The sequence below is a fragment of the Devosia sp. LC5 genome, assembly GCF_000735585.1.
Taxonomy (GTDB): domain Bacteria; phylum Pseudomonadota; class Alphaproteobacteria; order Rhizobiales; family Devosiaceae; genus Devosia.
Genome location: NZ_JNNO01000020.1, coordinates 1 through 22,441, shown reverse-complemented (window position 1 = coordinate 22,441; position 22,441 = coordinate 1). Strand labels below are relative to the sequence as shown.

Genomic DNA, 22,441 nt, shown 5'->3' with positions numbered 1-22,441 from the left:
TTAATAGGTGTCGAGCGCCTGCAGCAGCGCGGCGGTGTAGCCATAGCAATAGGCAAAGGCGACGCCTTGCGGATCGCGGCCGGCAATGGTGGGAACGTGGTCGGGCATGACCATGTATTGGTAGCCCACTTCCTTGTAGACCTTGAGCGAGGCGGCCATGTCCATGTCGCCTTCATCGGGGAAGGTTTCCATGAAGGACAGCTTGTGGCCGCGGATATTGCGGAAATGCAGGTTGAAAATCTTGTTCCGGCTGCCGAACCAGCGGATCACGTCTTCGATTTCCGCGCGCGGATTGTCGAGCATTTCGCCCACCGTGCCCTGGCAGAAATTGAGGCCGTGATAGGGGCTCTCATGCATGGTGACGAACTTCTTGAGCCCCTCCACCGTGCCGAGTACGCGGGTGACGCCCTTGTAGCCGGGCGGGGTATAGGGATCATGCGGGTGGCAGGCGAGGCGGATCCTGTTGGCCTCGGCGACCGGCACGACGCGGGAAAGGAAATAGTCGATCCGCTCCCAGTTTTCTTCTTCCGAAAGCACACCGGCCAGGCCCGGCGCGGCGTTCTGGTCGGTCTTGTCCCAGCGGAACGAGGCATTGAGCGAGCCGCCGCGACCCAATTCGTCCGGTGTGCGCGGAATGCCGATCAGGTTGAGATTATATTTGGCGGCGGGAATACCGGCGATCGCCAGGTTTTCGATCAATTGGCAAATGGCATCGAGCTGGCGGTCGCGCTCCGGCCCGGCCAGCAGAATATCGGGATAGGTCGCCGTCTCGATCGGGCTCGAGGGCAGCGGCAGCTGGATCATGTCCAGGATCAGATCGAAACTCTCGACCTTGTCGCGCAGGCGCTTGAGATCATCGAGCGTCCAGGTGCCGAGCTTGGTTTCGGGATCGGCGCAGATGTGCTTGATGCCAAGCTGCGCCCAGACGCGATAGTCATCGTCATCACGGGCGGCGAGCTGAGTTCCTACATACATGACATACCCCTCGTTCAATCAACGAGGTATGACATAATATGAATTTTGAAGTCTGTCGAGCGATTAGCGCGCCAGCCGGCGATAGCGCTTCTGGCTGTTGAGCAGATGTTCGCGCATGGCGGCGCGGGCGCCCTCGGGGTCCTGGTCCGCGATGGCGTCGATGATCCGGCCATGCTCGGCAATGACGCCGGTCAAATAGTCTACATCCCTAGCGTCGGGCAACGTCGGGAACTGGCTGCGCGGGATCGAGCGGGGGCCGAAGCGGGCCAGCGATTCGCTGTAGTAGTGATTGTTGGTGGCCCGCGCGATGGCCAGGTGGAAGGCGAAATCGGCATCCACCGTCGGCGCGCCGGCCTCGATATTGGCAATCATATGCTGGTTGGCGTCGCGAATCGCTTCTTCTTGCTGGGGAGAGCGGCGATAGGCCGAGATAGCGGCGGATTCGACCTCGATGGCGAGGCGGAATTCCAGCAGTTCCAGGGTTTCGGGAATGCTCTTGATCTCGCCGGGCGTCAGGTGGACCTGGCTGCGGTCGCCCTGCGGTTCGGCCACGAATATGCCCTTGCCCTGCACGGGGGTAACGAGCCCGGCGGCGCGCAATTCGGCAATCGCCTCGCGCACCACGGTGCGACTGACGCCGAATTCGAGTTCGAGCTGGATTTCGGTGGGAAGCTGGGCCCCGACGCTGAGATCGCCGGTGACGATGCGGTCGCGCAAGGCATCGATGACAGCCTGGGCCAGTCGCTGGCGGCGGCGGATCGGGCTCTTGCTGTCGCTACTCATCTATCCCCCTCGGCATCATCGGGCCGTGATTCCAACCGGCTTGCCAGCCATCATCACATAAAGTAAGTCATATGACGAGATACCAATGACGTCTTAGCGCCAAAGGTAGCAATGCCGGAGGAAAAATGGAACTGTTTTCGATTCGATTGGGCGTGGACGCTGCCCAATCGGTATTTCCACATCCGACGGTCGCGCCTGGCACAATCGCCAAGCCGCATGCCATCTGAAACAGAGCGGCCGACATGAAAGAATTCAACTTCAAGGAACTGGGCCAGCGCTTCGTGCAATTGCTGGTCAGCCTGTTCATCCTGCTGCTGGTCACCTTCGTGATCGGCCGCGTGCTGCCCACCGATCCGGTTGGCGCCATTGTCGGCGAACTGGCCGATCCGGCTGCGTTCGAAGCCATGCGCCAGCGGCTGGGGCTCGATCTGCCGCTCTATCAGCAATTCTGGATCTATGTGACCTCGCTGCTGCATGGCGACATGGGCACCGCCATCCTCACCGGCAATCCGGTGACGCAGGACCTGGCCTCGGCCTTCCCCGCCACGCTGGAACTGGCGACGCTGGCGGTGATCATCTCCACCGTGGTCGGCGTGCCGCTCGGCATGGCGGCAGCGTTGTACCGCGACACGCTGGTCGACCAGATCGCCCGCGTCGTCTCGCTGGTCGGCCATTCCATTCCCGTCTTCTGGTTCGGCATTGTCGGCCTCGTCATCTTCTATGCAGGCCTCTCCTGGGTCGGTGGCCCGGGCCGTGTCGACATTTATCTCGAAGGCCTGGTCGAGCCGCGCACGGGGTTGCTGCTAGTCGATAGCCTCCTGGCCGGAGACATGGAGGTGTTCTGGAACGCGATCAGCCACATCATCCTGCCGGCCTGCATCCTGGCCTATTCGGCCATGGCCTACATTACCCGCATGACGCGCAGCTTCACGCTGGAACAGCTCAACCAGGATTATGTCACGGCAGCGCGCGCCAAGGGCGTGTCCTCGGCCGGCATCGTGATCGGGCATATCCTGCCCAATATTTCGGTGCAGCTGGTGACCATTCTCGCCATTTCCTATGGCGGGCTGCTGGAAGGCGCCGTAGTCACCGAGATCGTCTTCTCCTGGCCCGGCATCGGCCAATACATGACCAATGCGCTGATGATCGGCGACATGAATGCCGTGCTGGCCTCGACGCTCATTATCGGCCTCATCTTCATGCTGCTCAATTTCGTTGCGGACCTCGCCTATGTCTTCCTTGATCCCCGTACCCGCGAGGCGACCTCATGAGTAATGTCGAGACCCTTCCCGGGCGTGGCGGCTTTGGCCGCCTGTTTGGCCGCATGACGACCACCGTGCGGCTCAGCCTCTCCAAACTGTCGCGTGAACCGCTGGGCATGCTGGGCTTTATCGTCTTGGCGCTATTGATCGTCATCGCGATCTTTGCGCCCTGGATTGCCCCCTATAGCCCCACCGCGCAAAACCTGCCCAATGCCTTGCAGGCGCCGAGCTGGACGCATTGGGCGGGCACCGATGAATTCGGCCGCGATATCCTGTCGCGCCTGATCCATGGCACCCGCATCACCATCCAGACCGTGCTGGCAGTAACGCTGATCGTCGGCCCGGTCGGGCTGATCGTGGGCGTGGTGGCCGGCTTTGTCGGCGGCCGTACCGATGCCATCCTGATGCGCGCCACCGATATCGTGCTGTCCTTCCCCTCGCTGATCCTGGCGCTGGCCTTTGCCGCCGCCATGGGCGCCGGGCTGCAAACCGCGATCATCGCCATTTCGCTGACGGGCTGGCCACCGATCGCGCGCCTGGCACGGGCCGAGGCGCTGGTCGTGCGCAATACCGATTATGTGGCGGCCGCCCGGCTCTATGGCGCTTCGCCCCTGCGCGTCCTGTTCCTCTATATCGCCCCGATGTGCATTCCCTCGGTGGTGGTGCGGCTGACGCTCAATATGGCCGGCATTATCCTGACCGCTGCGGCTTTGGGCTTTCTGGGTCTGGGCGCCCAGCCGCCGGCGCCGGAATGGGGCGCGATGATTTCGAACGGCCGCAAATTCATGCTGGATTATTGGTGGGTCGCGGTGATGCCCGGCCTGGCCATTCTCATCACCAGCCTTGCCTTCAATCTGGTGGGCGATGCCCTCCGTGACCTGCTGGATCCGCGCCATGTCCGCTCCTGATCAGACCATTCTCAGCGTCAGCAAGCTCTCGGTGCGGTTTGCGCAAAGCCAGGTTCTGGCCGTGCGCGACGTGAGCTTTGAGCTGGGCGCCGAACGGCTGGGCATTGTGGGGGAGTCTGGTTCGGGCAAGTCCACCGTCGGCCGCGCCATCATGCGGCTGCTGCCCAATTCGGCCAGGGTCGAGGCCGAACGGCTCGACTTTGAAGGCACACCCCTGCTCGGACTCAACGAAGCCCATATGCGCAAGCTGCGCGGCCACAAAATGGCGCTGATCATGCAGGATCCGCGCTATTCGCTGAACCCGGTGCTCTCGGTGGGCAAGCAGGTGGCCGAGGCCGCCAGGCTGCACCTGGGCCTGGGCAAGCGCGAGGCCTATGCCACGGCTTCCGCCATGCTCGAGCGCGTCCGCATTGCCGATGTCGAACGCACGATGCGGCTTTATCCGCACCAGATTTCGGGCGGCATGGGCCAGCGCGTGATGATCGCCATGATGCTGCTGGCCAAGCCGGCTGTGGTGATTGCGGACGAGCCGACCTCGGCGCTCGATGTCAGCGTCCGCGGCGATGTCCTCAAGCTGCTCGACGAATTGGTCACCGAGAACAATTCGGGCCTGGTGCTGATCAGCCATGATATCCGTATGGTCGCCGCGTTCTGCCAGCGCATCCTGGTCATGTACAAGGGCCATGTGGTGGAAAGCCTGACCCGGCTGGAAGACGCCAGCCACCCCTATACCAAGGGCCTGATCGCGGCCATGCCCGATCCCCGCCATCCGGTAAAGCGCCTGCAGGTGCTCGACCGCAAGGCAATCGACGCAGCGGAGGCGCGGCCATGATCGAAGTCGAAAACCTGGAAGTCGCCTTCGGCAAGGGCGACGATCGCAAGCAGGTCGTCAAATCGGTGTCGTTCAAGGTCGCCAAGGGCGAAACGCTGGGCATTGTGGGCGAATCCGGCTGCGGCAAATCCACCGTGCTGCGCTCGCTGGCCGGGCTCGACCGGCACTGGACCGGCCGCATCGCGCTGGCCGGGCAGGATGTTGCCAAGGAGCGCACCAAGGAACAGTTCGAGCTGGCCCAGATGGTGTTTCAGGACCCCTATGGCTCGATCCATCCACGCCATCGCATCGAGCGGGTGCTGGCCGAACCTTTGCGCGCGATGAAGCGCGGCGAAGGCTGGGATCGCGTCGTCCCAGCCCTGGAGCGCGTGGGTCTGCCGGCCGCTTTTGCCGAACGGTTTCCCCATGAATTGTCCGGTGGCCAACGCCAGCGCGTCGCTATCGCGCGGGCCCTGATGCTGGCGCCGCAGATCCTGCTGCTGGACGAACCCACCTCCGCGCTCGACGTCTCGGTGCAGGCCGAAGTGCTCAACCTGCTGAGCGATCTGCGCGAAGAGCGGCAACTGACCTATGTACTGGTCAGCCACGACCTCTCGGTCATCGCCCATATGTGCGACCGCGTGCTGGTGATGAAGGAGGGTATGTTCGTGGATGAACTCACCCCCGACGCCTTCCGCGGCGGCGAGATTACCCAGCCCTATTCCAAGACACTGTTCGAGGCGAGTTTCCTGTAAAGGCAGCGAGCCCCGATCCAGTCCCCTCCCCCTTGAGGGGAGGGCTAGGACCGCCGCTTCACCTCTCCCTTGGGGGAGAGGTCGGCCCGTTTGGGCCGGGTGAGGGGGCCTTCCTTGGCTCCGCACCAAGAAAAGGCCCCCTCACCCCACCTCTCCCCCAAGGGAGAGGGGGCGATCGCACAAATATCGCGGGACGGTCCCACAGACCTGAATGTCGATTGATGGGGCCAGCCGCCCTACCCCACCGCCAGCACCAACCGGCTCACAATCGTCCCCTCACACCACATGGGGAAATTGGTCCCCCACTTATTATTGTGAACGTTGACGCGAAAGCCCCCGGAAAAATCCGGCCGCCCCAGCTGAAACGGCATGAAATCCGCCCCGGCCGGTGCCACCAGCGCGCTATCGAGCAGGCCCACGCTCACCGGCACATCGCCAATCACCGCCCGCACCGCCTCGACGGCCTGCAATTGCCCGCCGCCGCGCTCGACAATGGCGTCGCTCGCCTGCCACAACCCCATCTTGCACAAAGCCCAGCCAGTTGCATTGCCGGGTGTGAAGGATAGGAAACTGGCCTCCGGCATACGATTGGCCGGCTTGTCGCGCAGCACCGCCGAAATCTCCAGCTGCCGCGCATCCAGCGCCCTGATCGTCAATTCAATCTGCCGCGGCGCCCCCAGCGTCTCATGCGCCAGCCCCGGCATTTCGCCCACCGCACTCCGACCGGCAATGCCTTTGAGAACCGGCACAAAGCTCTGCGTCACGGCCGTCCTGGCTCGCGCCAGCCCCGGCTTGTCATGATCGAGCACGGCCCATTCCAGCCGATGCTGCAGATAGCTATCCAGATGCCGCTGCAACTCGGTCCAGTCATAGCTTTCATAGCGATAGCCCAGTAGCGAACTATCAACACCCTCGATGACGACACCCGCTGGCGACACAATCCGCGCGACATCGCCCATCACCGGGTCAAGCGTCACCACCCAACCGCCATCGCTCAATTGATGCCCCGCAGTCAGCGCCCCCACCACCTCCGGCTCCCGCACCGCGGCCTCAGCCAAGGCACGATCCTCCTGCCCCAAAGCTGCGACCGCCGCATCGAGATAGCCCCGCTGCTCGGCCCAGGATTGCTCGGCATAGGCAAAGCGATAATCGCTCTGCCGCGCCGCCTCGAAGGCCGGCCGGTCCCATGCCCTGTCATCCCGCAGATAGGTCTTGATATCGACGCCCCAGGTGTGTTCGGCCACCATGGCGAGCCCACGCCCAAAGGCCAGCCGCTCCGGCGTCAGCTCGGCCTCAAACTCATCATAAAGCCGCTGCAACGCCCGGAACCGCGCAACTTTGGCGGGATCGCTCCCCACCCCATGGATCCAGCTATCGCCGATCTCCTTGGTCACCGCGGGAAAGCTGTCGCGCCGCTCCCACATCGCCGCCGCGAAAGTGTCCAGCGTCGACGCCACGATCTCCGCATCGGGCTGGGCATGCCCCAGCGCCCGCACCGCCTCGACCGTCTGCCCCACGCTTTGGGGCCCGATATTGTCGTTGGTATGGGCAAAACTCAGCCCGATATCGGCGCCCGCCGGGAAATCCGTCTCCCCATAGGACGCCTGATACATGACCACGATTTCGGATCCATCCGGCGCCTGCCAGCGGAAGATCGGCGGCACAGTGGGCACCGGACTGGCCGTATTCACTCCCAGATGCAGGAATTTGACCCCCGCCTCAACCAGCAACGGCACCATGCCCAAAGTATGCCCCGGCACATCCGTCATCTTGGCCGCAATTGTAGTCTTACCAAAACGCTCGTCCAGCTCTCGCGCATAGCTCAGCCCCGCCCGGAAAACCGAAGGCGACATCAGCTCGGTATGCGTCGTGAACGGCAGAGCGTGCCAGGCAATCAGCCCCCGCTCGATAGCCCGCTCCAGCCGCTTGACCCGCTCTGGCCCCTGGCTATTGAGATGGTCCCAGATCAGCCAGGCCCCCGTCGTCCAGATGAACGCCGGCCGCTCCGCGTTCTCGGCATGAAAATGCTCGCCGGTTGCAATGGCCTGCGGAATGAACTGCTCATGATATTGGCGCCGCACCTTGGCCGCGTGGTCGGTAAAGCCGATATCGAGATGGGTCTTGAAGACCAGATGGATACGCTTGGTATTCATGAAAATTCCGATCAGCCCACAGTGCCGCGCACGACCAGCCTTGTTTGCAAAGTCTCGACAAAGGCGGGCGCGCCGGGATCGTTGAGCCGCCGCAGGATCAGCCGCACCAGCGCCCGCACGCGTTCGCCGAGGTCGATCTTGACCGTGGTCAGGCTGTAGCTTTTCCAGTGCGATTGCTCGATATCGTCGAAGCCGACGACCTTGACATCTTGCGGCACGCGCAGCCCGAATTCGTGCCGCAGCGCATCAATCACCCCGAAGGCGCCCACGTCATTGGCGGCAAAAACCGCATCCGCCCCCTGCCCCACCCGGAACAGATCGATGGTCGCGGCATAGGCCGTGTCATAGGTAAAATCGCCCGGGAAAACGATCGGCTCAGCCAGCCCGCGATCGGCCATCACCGCGCGCAAGGTCTGTTCCCGCGCCACGCTCGCCAGCGATCGCGGCAGGCCCGACAGATAGGCAATCCGCCGCGCGCCATAGCCCTGTAGCAGCGCCACTGCCTGCTCGATACCATTGCGCTGCATGATATTGAGCCGGTCATGCAGCGTTTTATCCGAGACCAGCACGCCCGTTTCAGGCTGCCCCTCCAGCGGATAATGCACATAGATCGGCACCGCCCGGTCGAGCACCCGCGCCAGTGTCGCCGGCGGGATATTCTCGACAAACGCAATGACCGCGTCTGGATTGAACCCCTTCATATAGGTCAGCAGCGTCTCATCCATGCTCATATCGGTCTGCGTCTTGAACAGCAGGGTGGCAAAGCCCTCATTCTGCAGGGCCGTGGTCAGCGCGTCGATTTCCTGGCTTTCCCAGGGGCTGCACACATCGGGCACGATCACGCCCACCAGGTGCGAACGCCCGCTGACCAGCGCCCGCGCCGCCCGGTCCGGCGTGTAATTCAGTTCCTGCGCGATGCGCAGGATCAGCGCGCGCTTCTCCGGTTTGAGCGAGGTATGCGGATTGAACGCCCGCGACACCGCCACGCGCGACACCTTGGCCCGCTCCGCCACCATCTGTGCCGTCGCACGTTCCCGCGCAGGCGCCCCGGTCTCGCTCAAGCAATCCTCCCGCACATTTATGAAATCGTGTTCAAAACACTGGCTTTCGTCCGCCGCACTGTCAAGCATGGGCTTTTTCGCCGCGCAATCGAAATCCACATGATCTGTCATGCAACCTTTGCAAAACATGGCCACCATGCCCCGGCACGTTTTGACCCTCGTTGCGCCGCGCATTGACGAGTCGTGAAAACGTGTTCATTGTTCATGGGTTCGCGTCTTTCGGGCCCAGCCCGGAACCGCGAGCCAATACCGGCTACCGGACCAATCCGGAGCCATACATGGGAGGTTTTGCGATGAGCAATCGTCTGCGCGCCCTGGCCTTTGGCCTTGTCGGCGCTACTGCAATGGCCGGTCCGGCTTTCGCCGTCGACCTCGAGATCACCTGCCGCTGCGTCATTGGCGGCGTCAACAGCGGCACCGCCGAGTGGATCCAGAACAGCGTCATCCCCGCCTTCGAGGCCGCCAATCCCGATATCAACGTGACGCTGAACCAGTTTGGCGGCGAGGACGCCCAGCTGACCCAGCAATTGGCGCTCGATTTCTCGACCGGCGCGGGCCCCGACGTCACCGCGTTCGACGGCTTCCTGATCCCCAGCTTCGTCGAAGGCGGCCTGCTCAAGCCTCTCAACGAAGTCGCCGGCCCCGAAGTCGATGACTGGTCCGGGTGGGCCGCCCTGTCGGAAGGCTCGCGCGCCCTGATGCTCTACGAAGACCAATATTACGGCATCCCGGTCGGCACCGATGTGCGCATGCTCTACACCCGCAAGGACATGCTGACCGAGGCCGGCATCGACGCCGAGACCTGGCAGCCCACCTCCTGGGCCGACATTCTCGACGCCGCCCGCGCTATCAAGAAGGTCAAGCCCGACAGCTTCCCCATCCAGCTCAATGCCGGCGTCGCCATGGGCGAAGCCACCACCATGCAGGGCTATTGGCTGGCGCTGCTGGGCACGGGCGAATCCGTTCTCGATGCGGATGGCAAATGGATCGTGGGCAGCCAGGGCATTTTGGATACCCTCAATCTCTACAAGACCATCTACGTCGACGAGCAGCTCGGCGATGCCCGCGCCCAATTGCTGGCCGATGGCCGCAACCGTTCCTTCGCCAATTTCCGCGATGGCGTCACGGCCCTGCTGTTCGAGGGCGATTATTTCTACCGCTCGGTCACCCCCGAAGGCTCCGAATTTGCCGTCCCCGACCGCGACAAGGTCATGGGCTGGGTGAAGATTCCCGCCGAGGAACCCGGCAAGGGCATTCGCGGTCAGGATTTCGTCACCATTTCGGGCGGCACGGGCTATGTGCTTAATCCGGCCACTGACGCACCCAAGGAAGCCTGGGCTTTCCTCTCTTTCATGAACGAGCCGGCCCAGCTCGATGCCTTCCAGGCGATCCAGCCGCGCATCACCGCGCGCACTGACGTGGCGATCCCCAACAGTCCCTTCCTGACCCAGACCAGCCAGGAATTGCTGCCCATCACCACCGCGCGGCCGAACGATCCCGACTACAACGCGGTCTCCGCCGAAATCCAGCGCATGACCGAAAGCGTGGTCTCGGGCGAGCTCTCCCCCGAAGACGCCATGGCCCAATATCGCGACGCAGTCATCCGCATCGTGGGCGAAGAAAACACCGTCAGCCTGCTCTGACGCAAGAGGTTCCCCCCAGGACCGCCCGATGTCCCACGGGACATCGGGTGTTGGGAGAGGCACCGCACTCCCCTCCCCACAACGTCATCCCGGCGCAGGCCGGGATCCATGCTGAAGGCCATCCACGCCATCCAGCTGGAGGAGGGAACACAGCATGGATTCCGGCCTGCGCCGGAACGGCACCGAATACTGGACGAGATCAGGAAAACGGCATGACAGCTGAACCAACCACACCAGTACCGAAACCCGCCCGCCGCTTCGCCCTGCTGTCCAACCGCGCCGGCGCCGTCTTCCTCACCCCGGCCGGCCTGCTCGTGGCCCTCTTCGTGATCATCCCCTTTTTCTGGGTGATCTTCGTATCCTTCACCAATCGCACCCTGCTCGGCCGCACCGCGCTCAATCCCGAATTTGTGGGCCTCGCCAATTACTTCGCGCTGTTCGACCCCTCCAATTTCTTCCAGCGCGGCCAGTTCGGCTTCTCGCTTATCCTCACCACCCAATTCGTGCTGGCCTCGGCGCTGATCGGCCAGGCCCTGCTCGGCCTGCTGCTCGCCTGGCTGATCCAGACCGTGCCACCCTGGATCAAGCGCCTCACCGAAACCTTCGTCATCGCCGCCTGGATCCTGCCCGAAGTGGTGATCGGCTTTGCCTGGTTCGCCTTTCTCGATCGCGACCAGGGCACGCTCAATGCCATGCTCACCAGCGTGGGCCTGCCCAGGGGCGATTTCCTGCTGCAGCAGCCCTTCTGGGTCATCGTGGTGTTCAATACCTGGCGCGGCGCCGCCTTCTCCATGATGCTGTTCAACTCGGCCTTTTCCTCGATTCCGCCCAGCTATTTCCAGGCGGCCGATGTGGCCGGAGCCTCTTCCTGGCAAAAGTTCAAGGATATCGCCCTCCCCCTCATCCGGGGCCATGTGGTGACCGATCTGATCCTGATCACCATGTGGACCTTCAACACCTTTACCCCGTTCCTGCTCACCAATGGCGGCCCCTCCTACCGCACTGAATTGCTCTCGATTTACAATTACCGGGTGGCCTTCCGCGATTTCGAATTCGGCAAGGGCGCCGCCGTCGGCGTCATCATCATGCTGGTCAATCTGGCCTTCGCGCTGATCTACCTCACCATCGGCCGCAAGAAGCGGGTGTAAGCCATGAAACTCACCTTCCCCGCCTTTGCCGGCCGCATCGCCTTTTCCGCCCTCGCCGCACTGCTCGGGGCCATTTTCGCGCTGCCGCTGATCTGGTTCATCTTCGCTCCGTTCAACGCACGGGCCGAGCTGGGCATCACCGTGCCCGATCCCTGGACGCTGTCCAATTTCATGACCGTGTTCCAGAACAACTTCGCCATGCAGGCGCTATGGAACAGCCTGATCCAGTCCATTGGCGGCGTCATCCTCGTGGGCGCCGCAGCAACGCTCGCCGCCTATGCCCTCAGCCGCTCATCCATCCCCGGCAAGGGCGCCGTCACCTATATCCTGCTGCTGTTTTCCTCGGTCGTGTCGGGCTCGGCCGCCATGGTGCCGATCTTCCTCATCGTCTCGGCCATGGGGCTGATCGATAGCCATCTGGCCGTCATCCTCACCTTTGCCGGCGGGCTGCTGCCCACCGCCATGTTCATCCTGCGCGACTTCATCGACTCCATCCCCAAATCCTACGAGGAAAGCGCCATGGTCGCCGGCGCCTCCCCCGTCCAGGCGTTTTTCGATGTCGCCCTGCCGGTGATCCGCCCGGGCATTGTGGTCGTCGTCGTCTGGGCCTTCGTCAATATCTGGGGCAGCTTCCTCATCCCCTTCATCCTCTTGCGCAGCGACAAGCTGATGCCGGCTTCGGTGGCCATCTATTCCTTCTATTCGGAAGCCGGCACGCCCACCGTCACCCTGCTGGCGGCCTATTCGCTGATCTATTCGCTCCCCGTCATCATTCTCTACCTGTTCGTCAGCTGGAAGTTTGGCTTCCGGTTCTTCGGCGGCATCAAAGCCTAGGGCCCCCATTTCATGGCTTCAGTCGAATTCAGACACGTCACCAAGACCTTCGGCAGCTTCAACGCCGTTTCCGATGTCAGCTTTGCCATTGGCGATGGTGAATTCGTGTGCCTGCTCGGCCCCTCCGGCTGCGGCAAGACCACCAGCCTGCGCATGATTGCAGGCCTTGAAACCCCCAGCCATGGCCAGGTGCTGATCGGAGGCGACGACGTCACCAATCTGCACCCCAAGGACCGCCAGATTTCCATGGTGTTCCAGGATTATGCGCTCTATCCGCATATGAACCTGGCCGACAATATCGCCTATCCGCTCAAGGTGCGGGGCGAGCCCGTCCAGAAGCGCCACGGCCGCGCCAGGGAAGTGGCCGATGTCCTCAAGATCGGCCATCTGATGGATCGCCTGCCGAGCCAGATTTCCGGCGGCCAGCAGCAGCGCACTTCGCTGGCCCGCGCGCTGGTCTATCCCTCCCGCGTCTATCTGTTCGATGAACCGCTTTCCAATCTCGACGCCAAGCTGCGGCTGGAAGCCCGCGGCTTCCTCAATCACCTGCAGCGCGACATGGGCATGACCGCTGTTTACGTCACCCACGACCAGGCCGAAGCCATGGCGCTCGCCACCCGCATCGCCGTGATGGATCAGGGCCGCATCGTGCAATATGCCCCGCCCATCGAAATCTACCGCCGCCCGGCCACCACCTTCGTCGCCAATTTCGTCGGCAATCCACCGATGAACCTGGTGCCCGTGGAAGCAACCCATGGCGACGGCCAATTGCAGCTCAAGGCCGATGGCCTGACCCTATCGCCCCTCCCCATGTCCTCCGGCATCGCCGCCGCCCTCGCCAATAGTAAAAGCCTCACCCTGGGCATCCGCCCCGAACACCTCGCCATTGCCGAACCGGGCACCGGTAACGCCATTTCCGGCACCCTCTTCGCCAACGAAAACATGGGCCCCGAAAGCCTCGTCACCATCGAGCGCCCCGACGCCTCCCGCCTCACCGCCCGCATCTTCACCGATGACCACATCGCGCTGACCGACGCCGTCACACTGGGTTTCTCCCCCGAGCACATCCACCTCTTCGACAGCACCGGCGCCCGCATCCCCGCCGACAGGGAACAGCCGCTGTGAGCATACCCTCCACAAACTCCATGCCGGCGGAGGCTCACCTCGCCCCTCAGGGGAGAGGGGACGATAGAGCCCTGAAGTTCCATATGCGACGGCCTCAAGCGGAGGCGGCAAAATATCGATCCAAGTCATGACCACGATCACCACCGCCATCACCCGCGCCGACCAGTCCGCCAACCCCTATTTCTACATCCCCTTCGACGTCCCAGCCGGCACCACCCGCATTGACGTCACCCTTGCCTATCCCAAGGCCGAAGACTGCATCATCGACCTGGGCGCCTTCGACCCGCGCGACACCGGCTACCCCACCGAACACGGTTTCCGCGGCTGGAGCGGCGGCGCGCGCGACCATTTCTTCATCGCCACGGACGACGCCACCCCCGGCTATATCCACGGCGATATCCCGCCCGGCCGTTGGAACGTCATTCTGGGTCTCTACAAAATCCCCGAAACGGGCGCCGAGGCCATAGTCACCATCACTCTCGACAGCGCCGCCCGGCGCCTGGCGCCCCAGCCCGCCCGCACCTTCCCCATCCGTCGCCAACCCGGCTGGTACAAGGGCGACCTGCACTGCCACACCTACCATTCCGACGCCAAGGGCAGCCCCGAACTGCTCCACGCCGCCGCCAAACAGGCCGGCCTCGATTTCCTCGCCATTGCCGACCACAACACCATCACCCAGCGCCGCTATTTCCACCCCAATTCCAGCCCCGACCTGGTTTTCGTGCGCGCCGTGGAAATCACCACGGCAGTCGGCCACGCCAATGTCTTTGGCGTCGATGACTGGATCGATTTCCGCATGACCCAGCCTTCCGACGCGCACACTTTGGCCCAGTTGGTGCATGAAAAAGGCGGCCTGCTCTCGATCAACCACGACAAGCCCACCATCCCCTGGGATTACGAGCTGCCCGAGATCGACTGCATGGAAGTCTGGCAATCCACCTGGCTGGCCTGGAACTGGATTTCCCTCGAGCGCTACCAGCGCCGCCTCGCCGCCGGCTTGCGCATCTCCGCCATTGGCGGCTCGGACTATCACCAGCCCGATCGCCTCATGCCCGAAGGTCCGCTGGTCCTCGCCCGCCCCACCACAGTGCTCTGGCTGGACGAACTCTCCGAAGACGCCGTTCTCGCCGCCATGCAGGCCGGCCACGGCTACATCACCGAAAGCCCCACGGGGCCCCATCTGTCCATCACCGTCGATGGCCAGCCCATGGGCGCAACGGTCAATGGCGCGGCCAAAGCCACCGCGACCGTCCGCGGTGCCATCGGCGACCGCCTCGTCTGGATCGACGCCCAAGGCCCCCTGGCCGAAACCACTATCCCCAGTGACGATTGGGAAACCGAGCTGGCCTTGTCCGGCGCCAAAACCTTCATCCGCGCCGAAATCATCGCCGACGCCAGCCGCGAGCGCCTGATTGCCGACTTCACCAGCGCCCTCGATGGCCCCGGCCTGCCATGGGGGCTAAGGGAAAGCGACCTGGCCCACCAGCCGATAAGGCGAGCGCTCAGCAATCCGATCTATCTGACGCGCTAAGAAGAAGGCGAGTGCGTCATTCTGCACTCAACCGCATCACCCCCGCCGCACTCGCCGCAAACCCACACCCGCGATAAAACCCCGCCAGCTGCGGTTCAAAATCCACATGCAGCCATTCCGCGCCTCGTGCCCGCGCCAGCTCCGCCGCCCGCCGCACCAATCCCGTCGCAATCCCCTTGCGCTGATGCCCCGCATGCACACACGTATCGAGTACGAAAGCATGCACGCCCCCGTCCCACGCCACATTGACAAACCCCACCAGTACGCCCGCCTCATAGGCCCCGACATGGGCCAGGCTCCGCTCCAATACGCGCTCATAGCCCCCCGCCACGGGCCCACCCCAGGCGCTGCGCCATAGCCCGTTCAGTGCCGCCAGATCGGGAAATGGATCATTCACCAATTCCACCATGCCGCCTCCCTTCCTTACCAACCTGACCAAGTCTTCATCCGCCCGCAAGGTCGCGAACAGTTCGCCTCCCCTATGGTCCTTTCGATACCGGACGAACCGGTCCCATGCAAAAGGACTTGCTCCCATGAAGACGATCTCCAAGCCCGCCATCGTGGCACTGCTGACCGCCGCCCTCGGCTTCACCTCCCTTGCCCCCAGCTTCGCCCAGGAAACAGGCGTGGCGGCCCCCACTGCTCCTGCCGCCGCCGATGTGCAAAAGCCCGGCCCCGGCCACAATCGCTTCCAGCATAAAGGTCAGTTCCCCGAAGGCGGAATGCGCCGCATGGAGCTGCGCCATGGCGGCGGCTTCTTCAATTTCGAGCGCGGTGCCGAAGCGGCCGAAATCGGCCTGGTCCGGCTCAGCCACCGCATCGACCTCACCGCCGAGCAGCAGCCCCTGTTCGATGCCATGAAAACCGCCGTGCTGGCCGCCGCCGATGACTTCGCCACCGCCGCCCAGGCCGCCCGCCCCGCAACCGATGCGGAAAAGCCCGATGTCGCAGCCCGGCTCGACGCCCGCATTGCCATCACCTCGGCCCATCTGGCGGCGCTTGAAGCCATCAAGCCCTCCGTCACCGCCTTCTTCGATAGCCTCACCCCCGAGCAGCAGCAGGCCCTGGCGCCCGAGCGCGGCGAGCGTCCCAATTGGGGCCGCCCCGGCCAGGATGGTCCGGCCCAGCCGGCCCAGCCCGCGCCCACCAACGGCTAGTCTGACCGGCTGTTAGCCAATGCCCTTCTCACCTCGCCCCTCAGGGGAGAGGTCGGCGGCAAAGCCGTCGGGTGAGGGGTGCGATGCGACCGCATTCGCTATGCCCCAGCATTGCATCCCTCCCCCCTGGAGGGCGAAGGGAAGCAACTCCCCTGCCCCCATTTCCTTTCGGCGCCGCCTATACCTCCTGTGGTGGCGCCGTCCCATGCGTGGCTCCTGGCCTAACCCTCACCAGGAGGCGCGCACAAACCCCGGCCCGCAAACGGCCGGGGTTTGCTTTTGTCCAATCATCCACTACCAATCTGGGGCACCTCTTTGGATATATAGATGACCGCCCTGCCTCTCGATCCGGCCCGCATTCGGGCGCATTTCCCTTCTCTTTCCGAACCCTCCCTTGCGGGCCAGGCCTTCTTCGAAAATGCCGGCGGCTCCTACACGGCCCGGCCCGTGCTCGATACGCTCGAGCATTTCTACCGCACGACCAAAGTGCAGCCCTATGGCGTCTACCCCGCCTCCATCGCGGCGGGCCAAGCCATGGACCGCAGTTATGAGCGCATCGCCCAGGCCTTCAATGTCGATCCCGACTGGATCCATTTCGGCCCCTCCACCTCCGCCAATACCTATGTGCTGGCCAATGCCTTTGGCGCCTGGCTCAAGCCCGGCGACGCCATCATTGTCACCAATCAGGATCACGAAGCCAATACCGGCAATTGGCGGCGCCTCGCCGCGCGCGGCATCGAAGTGCGCGAATGGCGCGTCGATCCGCAAACCGGCCGCCTCAATCTCTCCGGCCTCGATGCCATCCTCGACGCCAAGGTGCGTCTCGTCGCCGCCCCGCATTGCTCCAACATTGTCGGCGAGATCAACCCCATCGCCGAAATCTCGGCCCGCGCCCATGCCGCCGGCGCCGTCACCGCCATCGATGGCGTCAGCTACGCGCCCCACGGCCTGCCTGACCTCAATGAATTGGGCGCCGATATCTACCTATTCTCCGCCTACAAGGTTTATGGCCCCCATCTTGGCGTCATGGCCATCCGCCCGTCCCTGGCGTTGGAACTGCCCAATCAGGGCCACTATTTCAACGACGCCAAGCTGCGCTATCGCCTGACCCCCGCCGGTCCCGACCACGCCCAGATCGCTGCCGTCGGCGCCATTGCGGACTATTTCGAAACCGTCGCTGACATTGCCGGCGGCACTGGCAATCCCTTCGCCCGCGCCCGCAAGGCCATGCGGAACCAGGAAATCGCCCTGGTTCAGCCGCTACTCGATTACCTGCGCGGCAAGAACAATGTCCGCCTTGTCGGTCCCGGCGACGCCGAAAGCCGCGCCCCCACCGTCTCGCTGATCCTGTCCGAACCCGGCGCCACCGTCGCCGCCCGCCTCGCCAAGCATGGCGTGATGGCCAGCGGCGGCAATTTCTACGCCGTGCGCCTGCTCGAGGCTATGGGCGTGGACCCCAATCACGGCGTCCTCCGCCTCTCCTTCGTGCACTACACCACGCCCGAAGAAGTTGCCCAGCTGATTGCCGCGCTGGACGCGGAGCTGCCCTGAGCTTTCCTCCCAGTAGACCTCATGGTGAGCCTGTCGAACCACGAGGTCGTGGCACCATCCAGTCACGACCTCGTCCTTCGACAAGCTCAGGATGAGGTCTGTTGCAAATCCGGTAATTCATGTCCCGCCCCCTCGCCGCCCTGACGCTCCTCTTCTGCACCATGCTCTGGGGCCTCGCCTTCGTGGCACAAAAGTCGGCCATGGATGCCATGGGTCCGCTGACCTTTTCGGGCACCCGCTTCATCATCGGCGGCCTGCTCATTGCCCCGCTCGCCTTGCGCGAACTCCGCCGCACTGCCAGCCGCCCCACCGCGCGCCAATGGCAGCTCGTCGCCCTCATGTGCGCAGTCTTCTTCGCCGGATCGACCCTGCAGCAATATGGGCTGGTGCTGACCACGGTGACCAATTCGGGGTTCCTCACCGGGCTCTACGTCTTCTTCGTCCCGGTCATCGGCCTGCTCGCTGCCCGCATCGTGCCGCATCCCATCATCTGGTTCTGTGCGCCCATAGCACTGCTCGGCATTTACCTGCTCAATGGGGGCAATTTCGACAGCTTCAACCTCGGCGACGCCCTCGTCATCGCCTGCGCCGTGTTCTGGGCGCTACACGTCCTGCTGCTGGGGCACCTGGCCACCGCCACCGGCCTGCCCATCCTGCTCTCGGTGATCACCTTCCTCAGCGTGGGCATTGTCTCGGCCGTGCTGGCCGTACCGATCGAAGCGCCGGATCTGGCCAGCATCAGCAATGGCTGGATCGAAATCGCCTATTCGGCCTGCTTCTCGACGGCAATCGCCTTCACCGGCCAGGCCATCGCCCAGCAATATCTGCCCGCCGCCAATGCCGCGATCATCCTCTCCGCCGAAAGCCTTTTCGCGGCGCTGGGCGGCGCCCTCATCCTGGGCGAACGCCTACCGCCCATCGGCTATCTAGGCGCCGCGCTGATTTTCCTTGCCATCGTCCTGGTCGAAACCGTGCCGCCCCTCTGGGCAAAGCGGCGGGGTTAGGGCACGCAGTTCCCACACCCCCCTCTGGGGACTTCCCGCTTGCGCGATTCCTCCTTTCATCGTCATCACCCGGCTTGTCCGGGTGATCCATCTCTCTGCGCCCACAGCGGCAATGGATTGCCCGGACAAGCCGGGCAATGACGATGGAGGGGAGTTTGGGAGAACTTGGCAAGATCGTCAAAAAGTTCGAATGCCAAGCCCCTAATCACCATACCGGTGCATCTGATAGGTCCTGCACACCACCAGCATGAAGCATCCCTGCAGCGAAATCTGGTCTTCGCTCACCTGGGTAATCGTGCCGCTGGCCGTGTGCCCATAAAGGTGCAGATCGCCCTTCCACTGATTGGGCTTGATCTGCGGCGCATGGTCGATCAGCAACGTATTGAGATAGGGCAGGTTCTCGGGGCTATCGCCCCCATTGCCCAGCCAGATCAGCTCGCCACACAGCTGGGTGCCGTCGCCACACAGGGTCACCTTGTAGCGCGAGTCACGGCTCTCGACCTCCCAAACACCTTCCGGCGACGCCAGCGCCGGCAGCGTCGCCGCCGCGGCAAAACCCAATGCAGCCAAAGCGCGAACCATTGCCTTCATGCCAATTCTCCAGATGCTGACTTGCCGGAACATAGGAAGCCATCCTGCCCTTCGCAAACTGAACTCGGCCTGAATATCCATGTCACGCCCGCGTCACAGAAGCCCGCTAGCCTCTGCCTTGTCCCGGCGATCCCCATGCAGCCCGGACTGCCGCGCCCCACGTCCCCAACGTCGCGCCCGGCCTTTTGGAGCCCGGCCGCCAACCCCGGCTCCGCCGATCAGATCGGCATTTCGGCCGCCCTCGTGGCGGCCTCTTTTTTGGCGCCGCCGCAATGAACTGTTGAACGCCGCCGGCGAGGCTTCTAGCCTTGCCCATTCCGGTCTATTGGCTTGATGAAATACCCTGCGCAAAACCCCAGAGTCCCGCACCCGCATGGCCAAACTTTACTTCTCCTACGCGGCAATGAATGCGGGCAAATCCACGCTTCTGTTGCAGGCCGCCTATAATTACCGCGAGCGCGGCATGCGCCCGCTGCTCTATACCTCCGCGCTTTATGCCGAGGACGGCGTCGGCCTGATCAGCTCACGCATCGGCATTGCCGAACCGGCCGAACTCTATTCATCCAAAGACGATCTCTACCAGGCCGTGCGCGACCATATGGACGAAGCCAAGGTCGATTGCGTCTTTGTCGACGAAGCGCAATTCCTCACGCCAGACCAGGTCTGGCAGCTCGCCCGCGTCGCCGATCGCCTCAAGATTCCGGTCATGTGCTTTGGCCTGCGCACCGATTTCCGCGGCAAGCTGTTTCCCGGATCCAGCCAACTCCTCGCCATTGCCGATGTGCTGCGCGAAATCCGCACCATCTGCGAATGCGGCGCCAAGGCCACCATGGTCGTGCGCCAGGATACAACCGGCCGCGTGCTGACCGATGGCGAGCAGGTTTCGATCGAGAAATCGGTCTATATTTCCCTCTGCCGCAAGCATTGGGAAGAAGCGGTTGGCCGCTGGCCCGTGAAAGGACCCGAACATGATCACTGACACCACCGACCCCAAGGGTGCGCTCACCATCCGCACCCTGGCCATGCCCGCCGACACCAACCCTGCCGGTGATATTTTCGGCGGCTGGGTGATGAGCCAGATGGATATTGCCGGCGCCATCGCCGCCGTCGAGCGCGCCCAGGGCCGTGTCGTCACCGTCGCCGTCGAAGCCATGACCTTCATCGCCCCGGTCAAGGTGGGCGATATCCTGTGCGTCTACACCACTATCGAGCGCGTCGGAAACACCTCGATCACCGTGGGTCTGGAAGCCTGGGCCCGCCGCAACCGGCTCGATGATCGCGTCAAGGTCACCGAAGGCCGCTTTGTCTATGTCTCGCTCGGCGAAGACGGCCAGAAGCGCCGCATCGAACCTTCGTAAGAGCACAGGCTAGCCGCGATCCCGCCTCACCTCGCCCCTCAGGGGAGAGAGCCTGCCCTCGGGCGACGACCGAGGGGCGACGGCGCAGAAGGCGGGTGAGGGGTGCGATGCTTCCACATCTCCAATGTCCCAGCATCGCGCCCTCACCCTGACGCTCCAAACTGTACCAATCGTTCAGCCCACATTCACCTGACTGGTGTTTATTAGGTGCCATCAGCCGCCGATTGGCGGTCCACGGGGAGCACACATGAAATCCTTCCGCCTCGCCATTTTCACCGCCATGGCCGCCCTGGCATCGGTCGGTGCCGCCCTGGCCGCGCCGGCAACCGTCACCACCAATGTCAATGTGCGCTCCGGTCCCAGCCAGCAGACCGCCGTACTCGACGTGCTGCAGGCCGGCACCCGGATCGATGCCCAATGCGACAGCAGCGGCTGGTGCCGGGTGAGTTACGGCCGCGCCTCCGGCTGGGTCTCTGCCGCCTATGTCGCCATTGGCGGCCCGGCGATACAACCGCCACGCCCGCAACCCCAGCCCGTCCCTGGCAATGGTGGCGGCTGGTTCCCCGGCAATCCCGGCCCCGGCCCGGGCAATGGTGGTGGCTGGAATCCAGGCCCCGGCAATGGCGGCTGGAATCCAGGCTGGCCGCAGCCGCCGCGCCCGCAACCCCAGCCTCCGCGTCCGCCCCAGCCTCCGGTCTATGAAGATGCCGGCGCCTGCTTCTATAGCGAGCGCAACATGCGCGGCCGCAGCTTCTGCCTCGATCAGGGGGAAACCATGGACAGCCTGCCCCGTGGCTGGAACGACGCCATCCGCTCGGTCGAGGTCTTCGGCGGCGCCCGCGTCGATCTGTGTTCCGATCAGTTCCAATACGGCGCCTGCGTGACGCTGCGCTCCGACACCCCGCGCCTGCGCGGCCAGATCGACAGCCAGGCTTCGTCCATCGACGTCTACTAGGCTGAACCGACAGGTCTTGGAGTCAATTTCGAGAGCCCCGATCCGCCTCCCTCCCCCTTGAGGGGAGGGATTGAGGGTGGGGGTTCTGAGCGTTCCGCCAACATGGAGCTTCTGGAGGCTCAACACCCCTCAAGGACAGGGGACTGGCTCGTGGCTCTCCCTCTGTCAGAAAACCGAGGCGATTGCCCTAGGGGCGTGGGGTCAGGCCAGGGCGCACGCACACTCCGTAGGCTATTGATTTAGCAACCATAATAGCGTGTGGCCGGGGAACTTTGTACGCCCGGTCCCGTTTCTGATCTAATGTGGCGAAAAATTGTCTGGCGTTGAGTGAGGAGCGTCATCCATGCAATCCCATAAAAACAGAATGCTGCTGAAGATCGTTGCGGCCATTGCCGTCGCAGCGGCCGCCGTCGTGGTGTTCCTGCCTGCCGCCCAGGCGGCGCCCGGCACCATCACCACCAATGTCAATGTCCGCCAGGGACCGGGCACCAATTATGCCGTGGTCGATGTGGCGCGCGCCGGCACCCGGGTAGATGTCCAGCGCTGCCAGGGCTCCTGGTGCTATATCGCCAAGGCAGGGCCGGATGGCTGGGTTTCCGCCCGCTACCTCACTGCCGGCGGCCGCCCGGTCAATCCGAACCAGCCCGGCCTGTCCTTCGGCTTCACAATTGGCGGTCCCGATGGCTCGATCAGCATCGGCATCGGCCAGCCCAACCCGCCGCGTCTCCCGCGCCCGCCCCTCATCCAGCCGCCCCCCTTCTACCCCCAAGTCTGCTTCTTCGACCGCCCCCGCATGCGCGGCGAACGATTCTGCCTCGCAGCTGTCCAGGCCCATC

Annotated in this window: 22 protein-coding genes; 16 read left to right on the top strand and 6 right to left on the bottom strand. The window is 63.7% G+C overall.

Going from position 1 to position 22,441, the window contains the following annotated elements; translation table 11 throughout:
- Together FF80_RS11730 and FF80_RS11725 are read right to left on the bottom strand one after the other, a co-directional pair.
- Entirely contained in the window at positions 1–975 is a 975-nt protein-coding gene (locus FF80_RS11730; protein WP_035100538.1) for a mannonate dehydratase, read from the bottom strand.
- A 63-nt stretch (positions 976–1,038) separates the two neighbouring features.
- Positions 1,039–1,758, bottom strand: coding sequence for a FadR/GntR family transcriptional regulator (locus FF80_RS11725; RefSeq protein ID WP_035100537.1), 720 nt, complete (start codon positions 1,756–1,758; stop codon positions 1,039–1,041).
- Positions 1,759–2,000: 242 nt separating this feature from the next.
- Between FF80_RS11725 and FF80_RS11720 the strand changes: the two genes are divergently transcribed.
- The 4 genes from FF80_RS11720 to FF80_RS11705 are packed head-to-tail and all read left to right on the top strand — an operon-like array spanning position 2,001 to position 5,494.
- Positions 2,001–3,029: an ABC transporter permease gene (locus FF80_RS11720; RefSeq protein ID WP_035100536.1), complete on the top strand. Its 1,029-nt coding sequence runs from the start codon at positions 2,001–2,003 to the stop codon at positions 3,027–3,029.
- A 53-nt stretch (positions 3,030–3,082) separates the two neighbouring features.
- The gene (locus tag FF80_RS11715) at positions 3,083–3,928 is read left to right on the top strand and encodes an ABC transporter permease (protein WP_052153449.1); all 846 of its coding nucleotides are present in this window, start codon (positions 3,083–3,085) and stop codon (positions 3,926–3,928) included.
- Positions 3,915–4,760 carry an ABC transporter ATP-binding protein gene (locus FF80_RS11710; protein WP_035100532.1) on the top strand — a complete coding sequence of 282 codons (846 nt, stop codon included), beginning with the start codon at positions 3,915–3,917 and terminating at the stop codon, positions 4,758–4,760. The genes FF80_RS11715 and FF80_RS11710 overlap by 14 nt, the downstream gene beginning before the upstream one ends.
- Positions 4,757–5,494, top strand: coding sequence for an ABC transporter ATP-binding protein (locus tag FF80_RS11705; protein WP_035100530.1), 738 nt, complete (start codon positions 4,757–4,759; stop codon positions 5,492–5,494). The genes FF80_RS11710 and FF80_RS11705 overlap by 4 nt, the downstream gene beginning before the upstream one ends.
- A 236-nt stretch (positions 5,495–5,730) precedes the next feature.
- Here FF80_RS11705 and FF80_RS11700 read toward each other — a convergent pair whose 3' ends face one another.
- Both FF80_RS11700 and FF80_RS11695 read right to left on the bottom strand, forming a co-directional pair.
- The gene (locus tag FF80_RS11700; protein WP_035100528.1) at positions 5,731–7,647 is read right to left on the bottom strand and encodes a DUF5054 domain-containing protein; all 1,917 of its coding nucleotides are present in this window, start codon (positions 7,645–7,647) and stop codon (positions 5,731–5,733) included.
- An 11-nt stretch (positions 7,648–7,658) separates the two neighbouring features.
- On the bottom strand, positions 7,659–8,708 hold the full coding sequence (locus tag FF80_RS11695) for a LacI family DNA-binding transcriptional regulator (protein WP_035100604.1): 1,050 nt from the start codon (positions 8,706–8,708) through the stop codon (positions 7,659–7,661).
- 293 nt (positions 8,709–9,001) lie between these two features.
- Between FF80_RS11695 and FF80_RS11690 the strand changes: the two genes are divergently transcribed.
- The 5 genes from FF80_RS11690 (at position 9,002) to FF80_RS11670 (ending at position 14,989) form a co-directional block, all read left to right on the top strand.
- On the top strand, positions 9,002–10,351 hold the full coding sequence (locus tag FF80_RS11690) for an extracellular solute-binding protein (protein ID WP_035100525.1): 1,350 nt from the start codon (positions 9,002–9,004) through the stop codon (positions 10,349–10,351).
- Positions 10,352–10,563: 212 nt separating this feature from the next.
- On the top strand, positions 10,564–11,499 hold the full coding sequence (locus FF80_RS11685; protein ID WP_052153445.1) for a sugar ABC transporter permease: 936 nt from the start codon (positions 10,564–10,566) through the stop codon (positions 11,497–11,499).
- A gap of 3 nt (positions 11,500–11,502) precedes the next feature.
- On the top strand, positions 11,503–12,333 hold the full coding sequence (locus tag FF80_RS11680; RefSeq protein ID WP_035100523.1) for a carbohydrate ABC transporter permease: 831 nt from the start codon (positions 11,503–11,505) through the stop codon (positions 12,331–12,333).
- A 12-nt stretch (positions 12,334–12,345) separates the two neighbouring features.
- Entirely contained in the window at positions 12,346–13,458 is a 1,113-nt protein-coding gene (locus tag FF80_RS11675; protein ID WP_035100521.1) for an ABC transporter ATP-binding protein, read from the top strand.
- Positions 13,459–13,585: 127 nt separating this feature from the next.
- Complete coding sequence (locus FF80_RS11670) at positions 13,586–14,989, top strand: CehA/McbA family metallohydrolase (RefSeq protein ID WP_035100518.1); 1,404 nt, start codon at positions 13,586–13,588, stop codon at positions 14,987–14,989.
- A 16-nt stretch (positions 14,990–15,005) separates the two neighbouring features.
- Here FF80_RS11670 and FF80_RS11665 read toward each other — a convergent pair whose 3' ends face one another.
- The gene (locus FF80_RS11665; RefSeq protein WP_035100599.1) at positions 15,006–15,398 is read right to left on the bottom strand and encodes a GNAT family N-acetyltransferase; all 393 of its coding nucleotides are present in this window, start codon (positions 15,396–15,398) and stop codon (positions 15,006–15,008) included.
- A gap of 124 nt (positions 15,399–15,522) precedes the next feature.
- On the opposite strand from FF80_RS11665, the gene FF80_RS11660 reads away from it, so the two are divergent.
- The 3 genes from FF80_RS11660 (at position 15,523) to FF80_RS11645 (ending at position 18,701) form a co-directional block, all read left to right on the top strand.
- Positions 15,523–16,146: a Spy/CpxP family protein refolding chaperone gene (locus FF80_RS11660; protein ID WP_035100517.1), complete on the top strand. Its 624-nt coding sequence runs from the start codon at positions 15,523–15,525 to the stop codon at positions 16,144–16,146.
- Between the two features lie 327 nt (positions 16,147–16,473).
- On the top strand, positions 16,474–17,697 hold the full coding sequence (locus tag FF80_RS11650) for an aminotransferase class V-fold PLP-dependent enzyme (RefSeq protein ID WP_035100513.1): 1,224 nt from the start codon (positions 16,474–16,476) through the stop codon (positions 17,695–17,697).
- A gap of 119 nt (positions 17,698–17,816) precedes the next feature.
- Positions 17,817–18,701, top strand: coding sequence for a DMT family transporter (locus FF80_RS11645; protein ID WP_035100510.1), 885 nt, complete (start codon positions 17,817–17,819; stop codon positions 18,699–18,701).
- Positions 18,702–18,902: 201 nt separating this feature from the next.
- On the opposite strand, the gene FF80_RS11640 is transcribed toward FF80_RS11645, so the two are convergent.
- Entirely contained in the window at positions 18,903–19,292 is a 390-nt protein-coding gene (locus FF80_RS11640) for a DUF2147 domain-containing protein (RefSeq protein ID WP_035100509.1), read from the bottom strand.
- 373 nt (positions 19,293–19,665) lie between these two features.
- On the opposite strand from FF80_RS11640, the gene FF80_RS11635 reads away from it, so the two are divergent.
- The 4 genes from FF80_RS11635 to FF80_RS20995 all read left to right on the top strand — a co-directional run.
- Positions 19,666–20,271 (top strand): thymidine kinase, encoded by a 606-nt coding sequence (locus FF80_RS11635; protein ID WP_035100508.1) that lies wholly within the window; start codon positions 19,666–19,668, stop codon positions 20,269–20,271.
- Positions 20,261–20,650: an acyl-CoA thioesterase gene (locus tag FF80_RS11630; RefSeq protein ID WP_035100506.1), complete on the top strand. Its 390-nt coding sequence runs from the start codon at positions 20,261–20,263 to the stop codon at positions 20,648–20,650. Before FF80_RS11635 ends, FF80_RS11630 begins: the two co-directional genes overlap by 11 nt.
- A gap of 247 nt (positions 20,651–20,897) precedes the next feature.
- Positions 20,898–21,605: an SH3 domain-containing protein gene (locus FF80_RS21000; RefSeq protein ID WP_052153444.1), complete on the top strand. Its 708-nt coding sequence runs from the start codon at positions 20,898–20,900 to the stop codon at positions 21,603–21,605.
- 343 nt (positions 21,606–21,948) lie between these two features.
- A partial coding sequence (locus FF80_RS20995) for an SH3 domain-containing protein (protein WP_152558359.1) occupies positions 21,949–22,441 on the top strand: 493 nt, incomplete at its 3' end.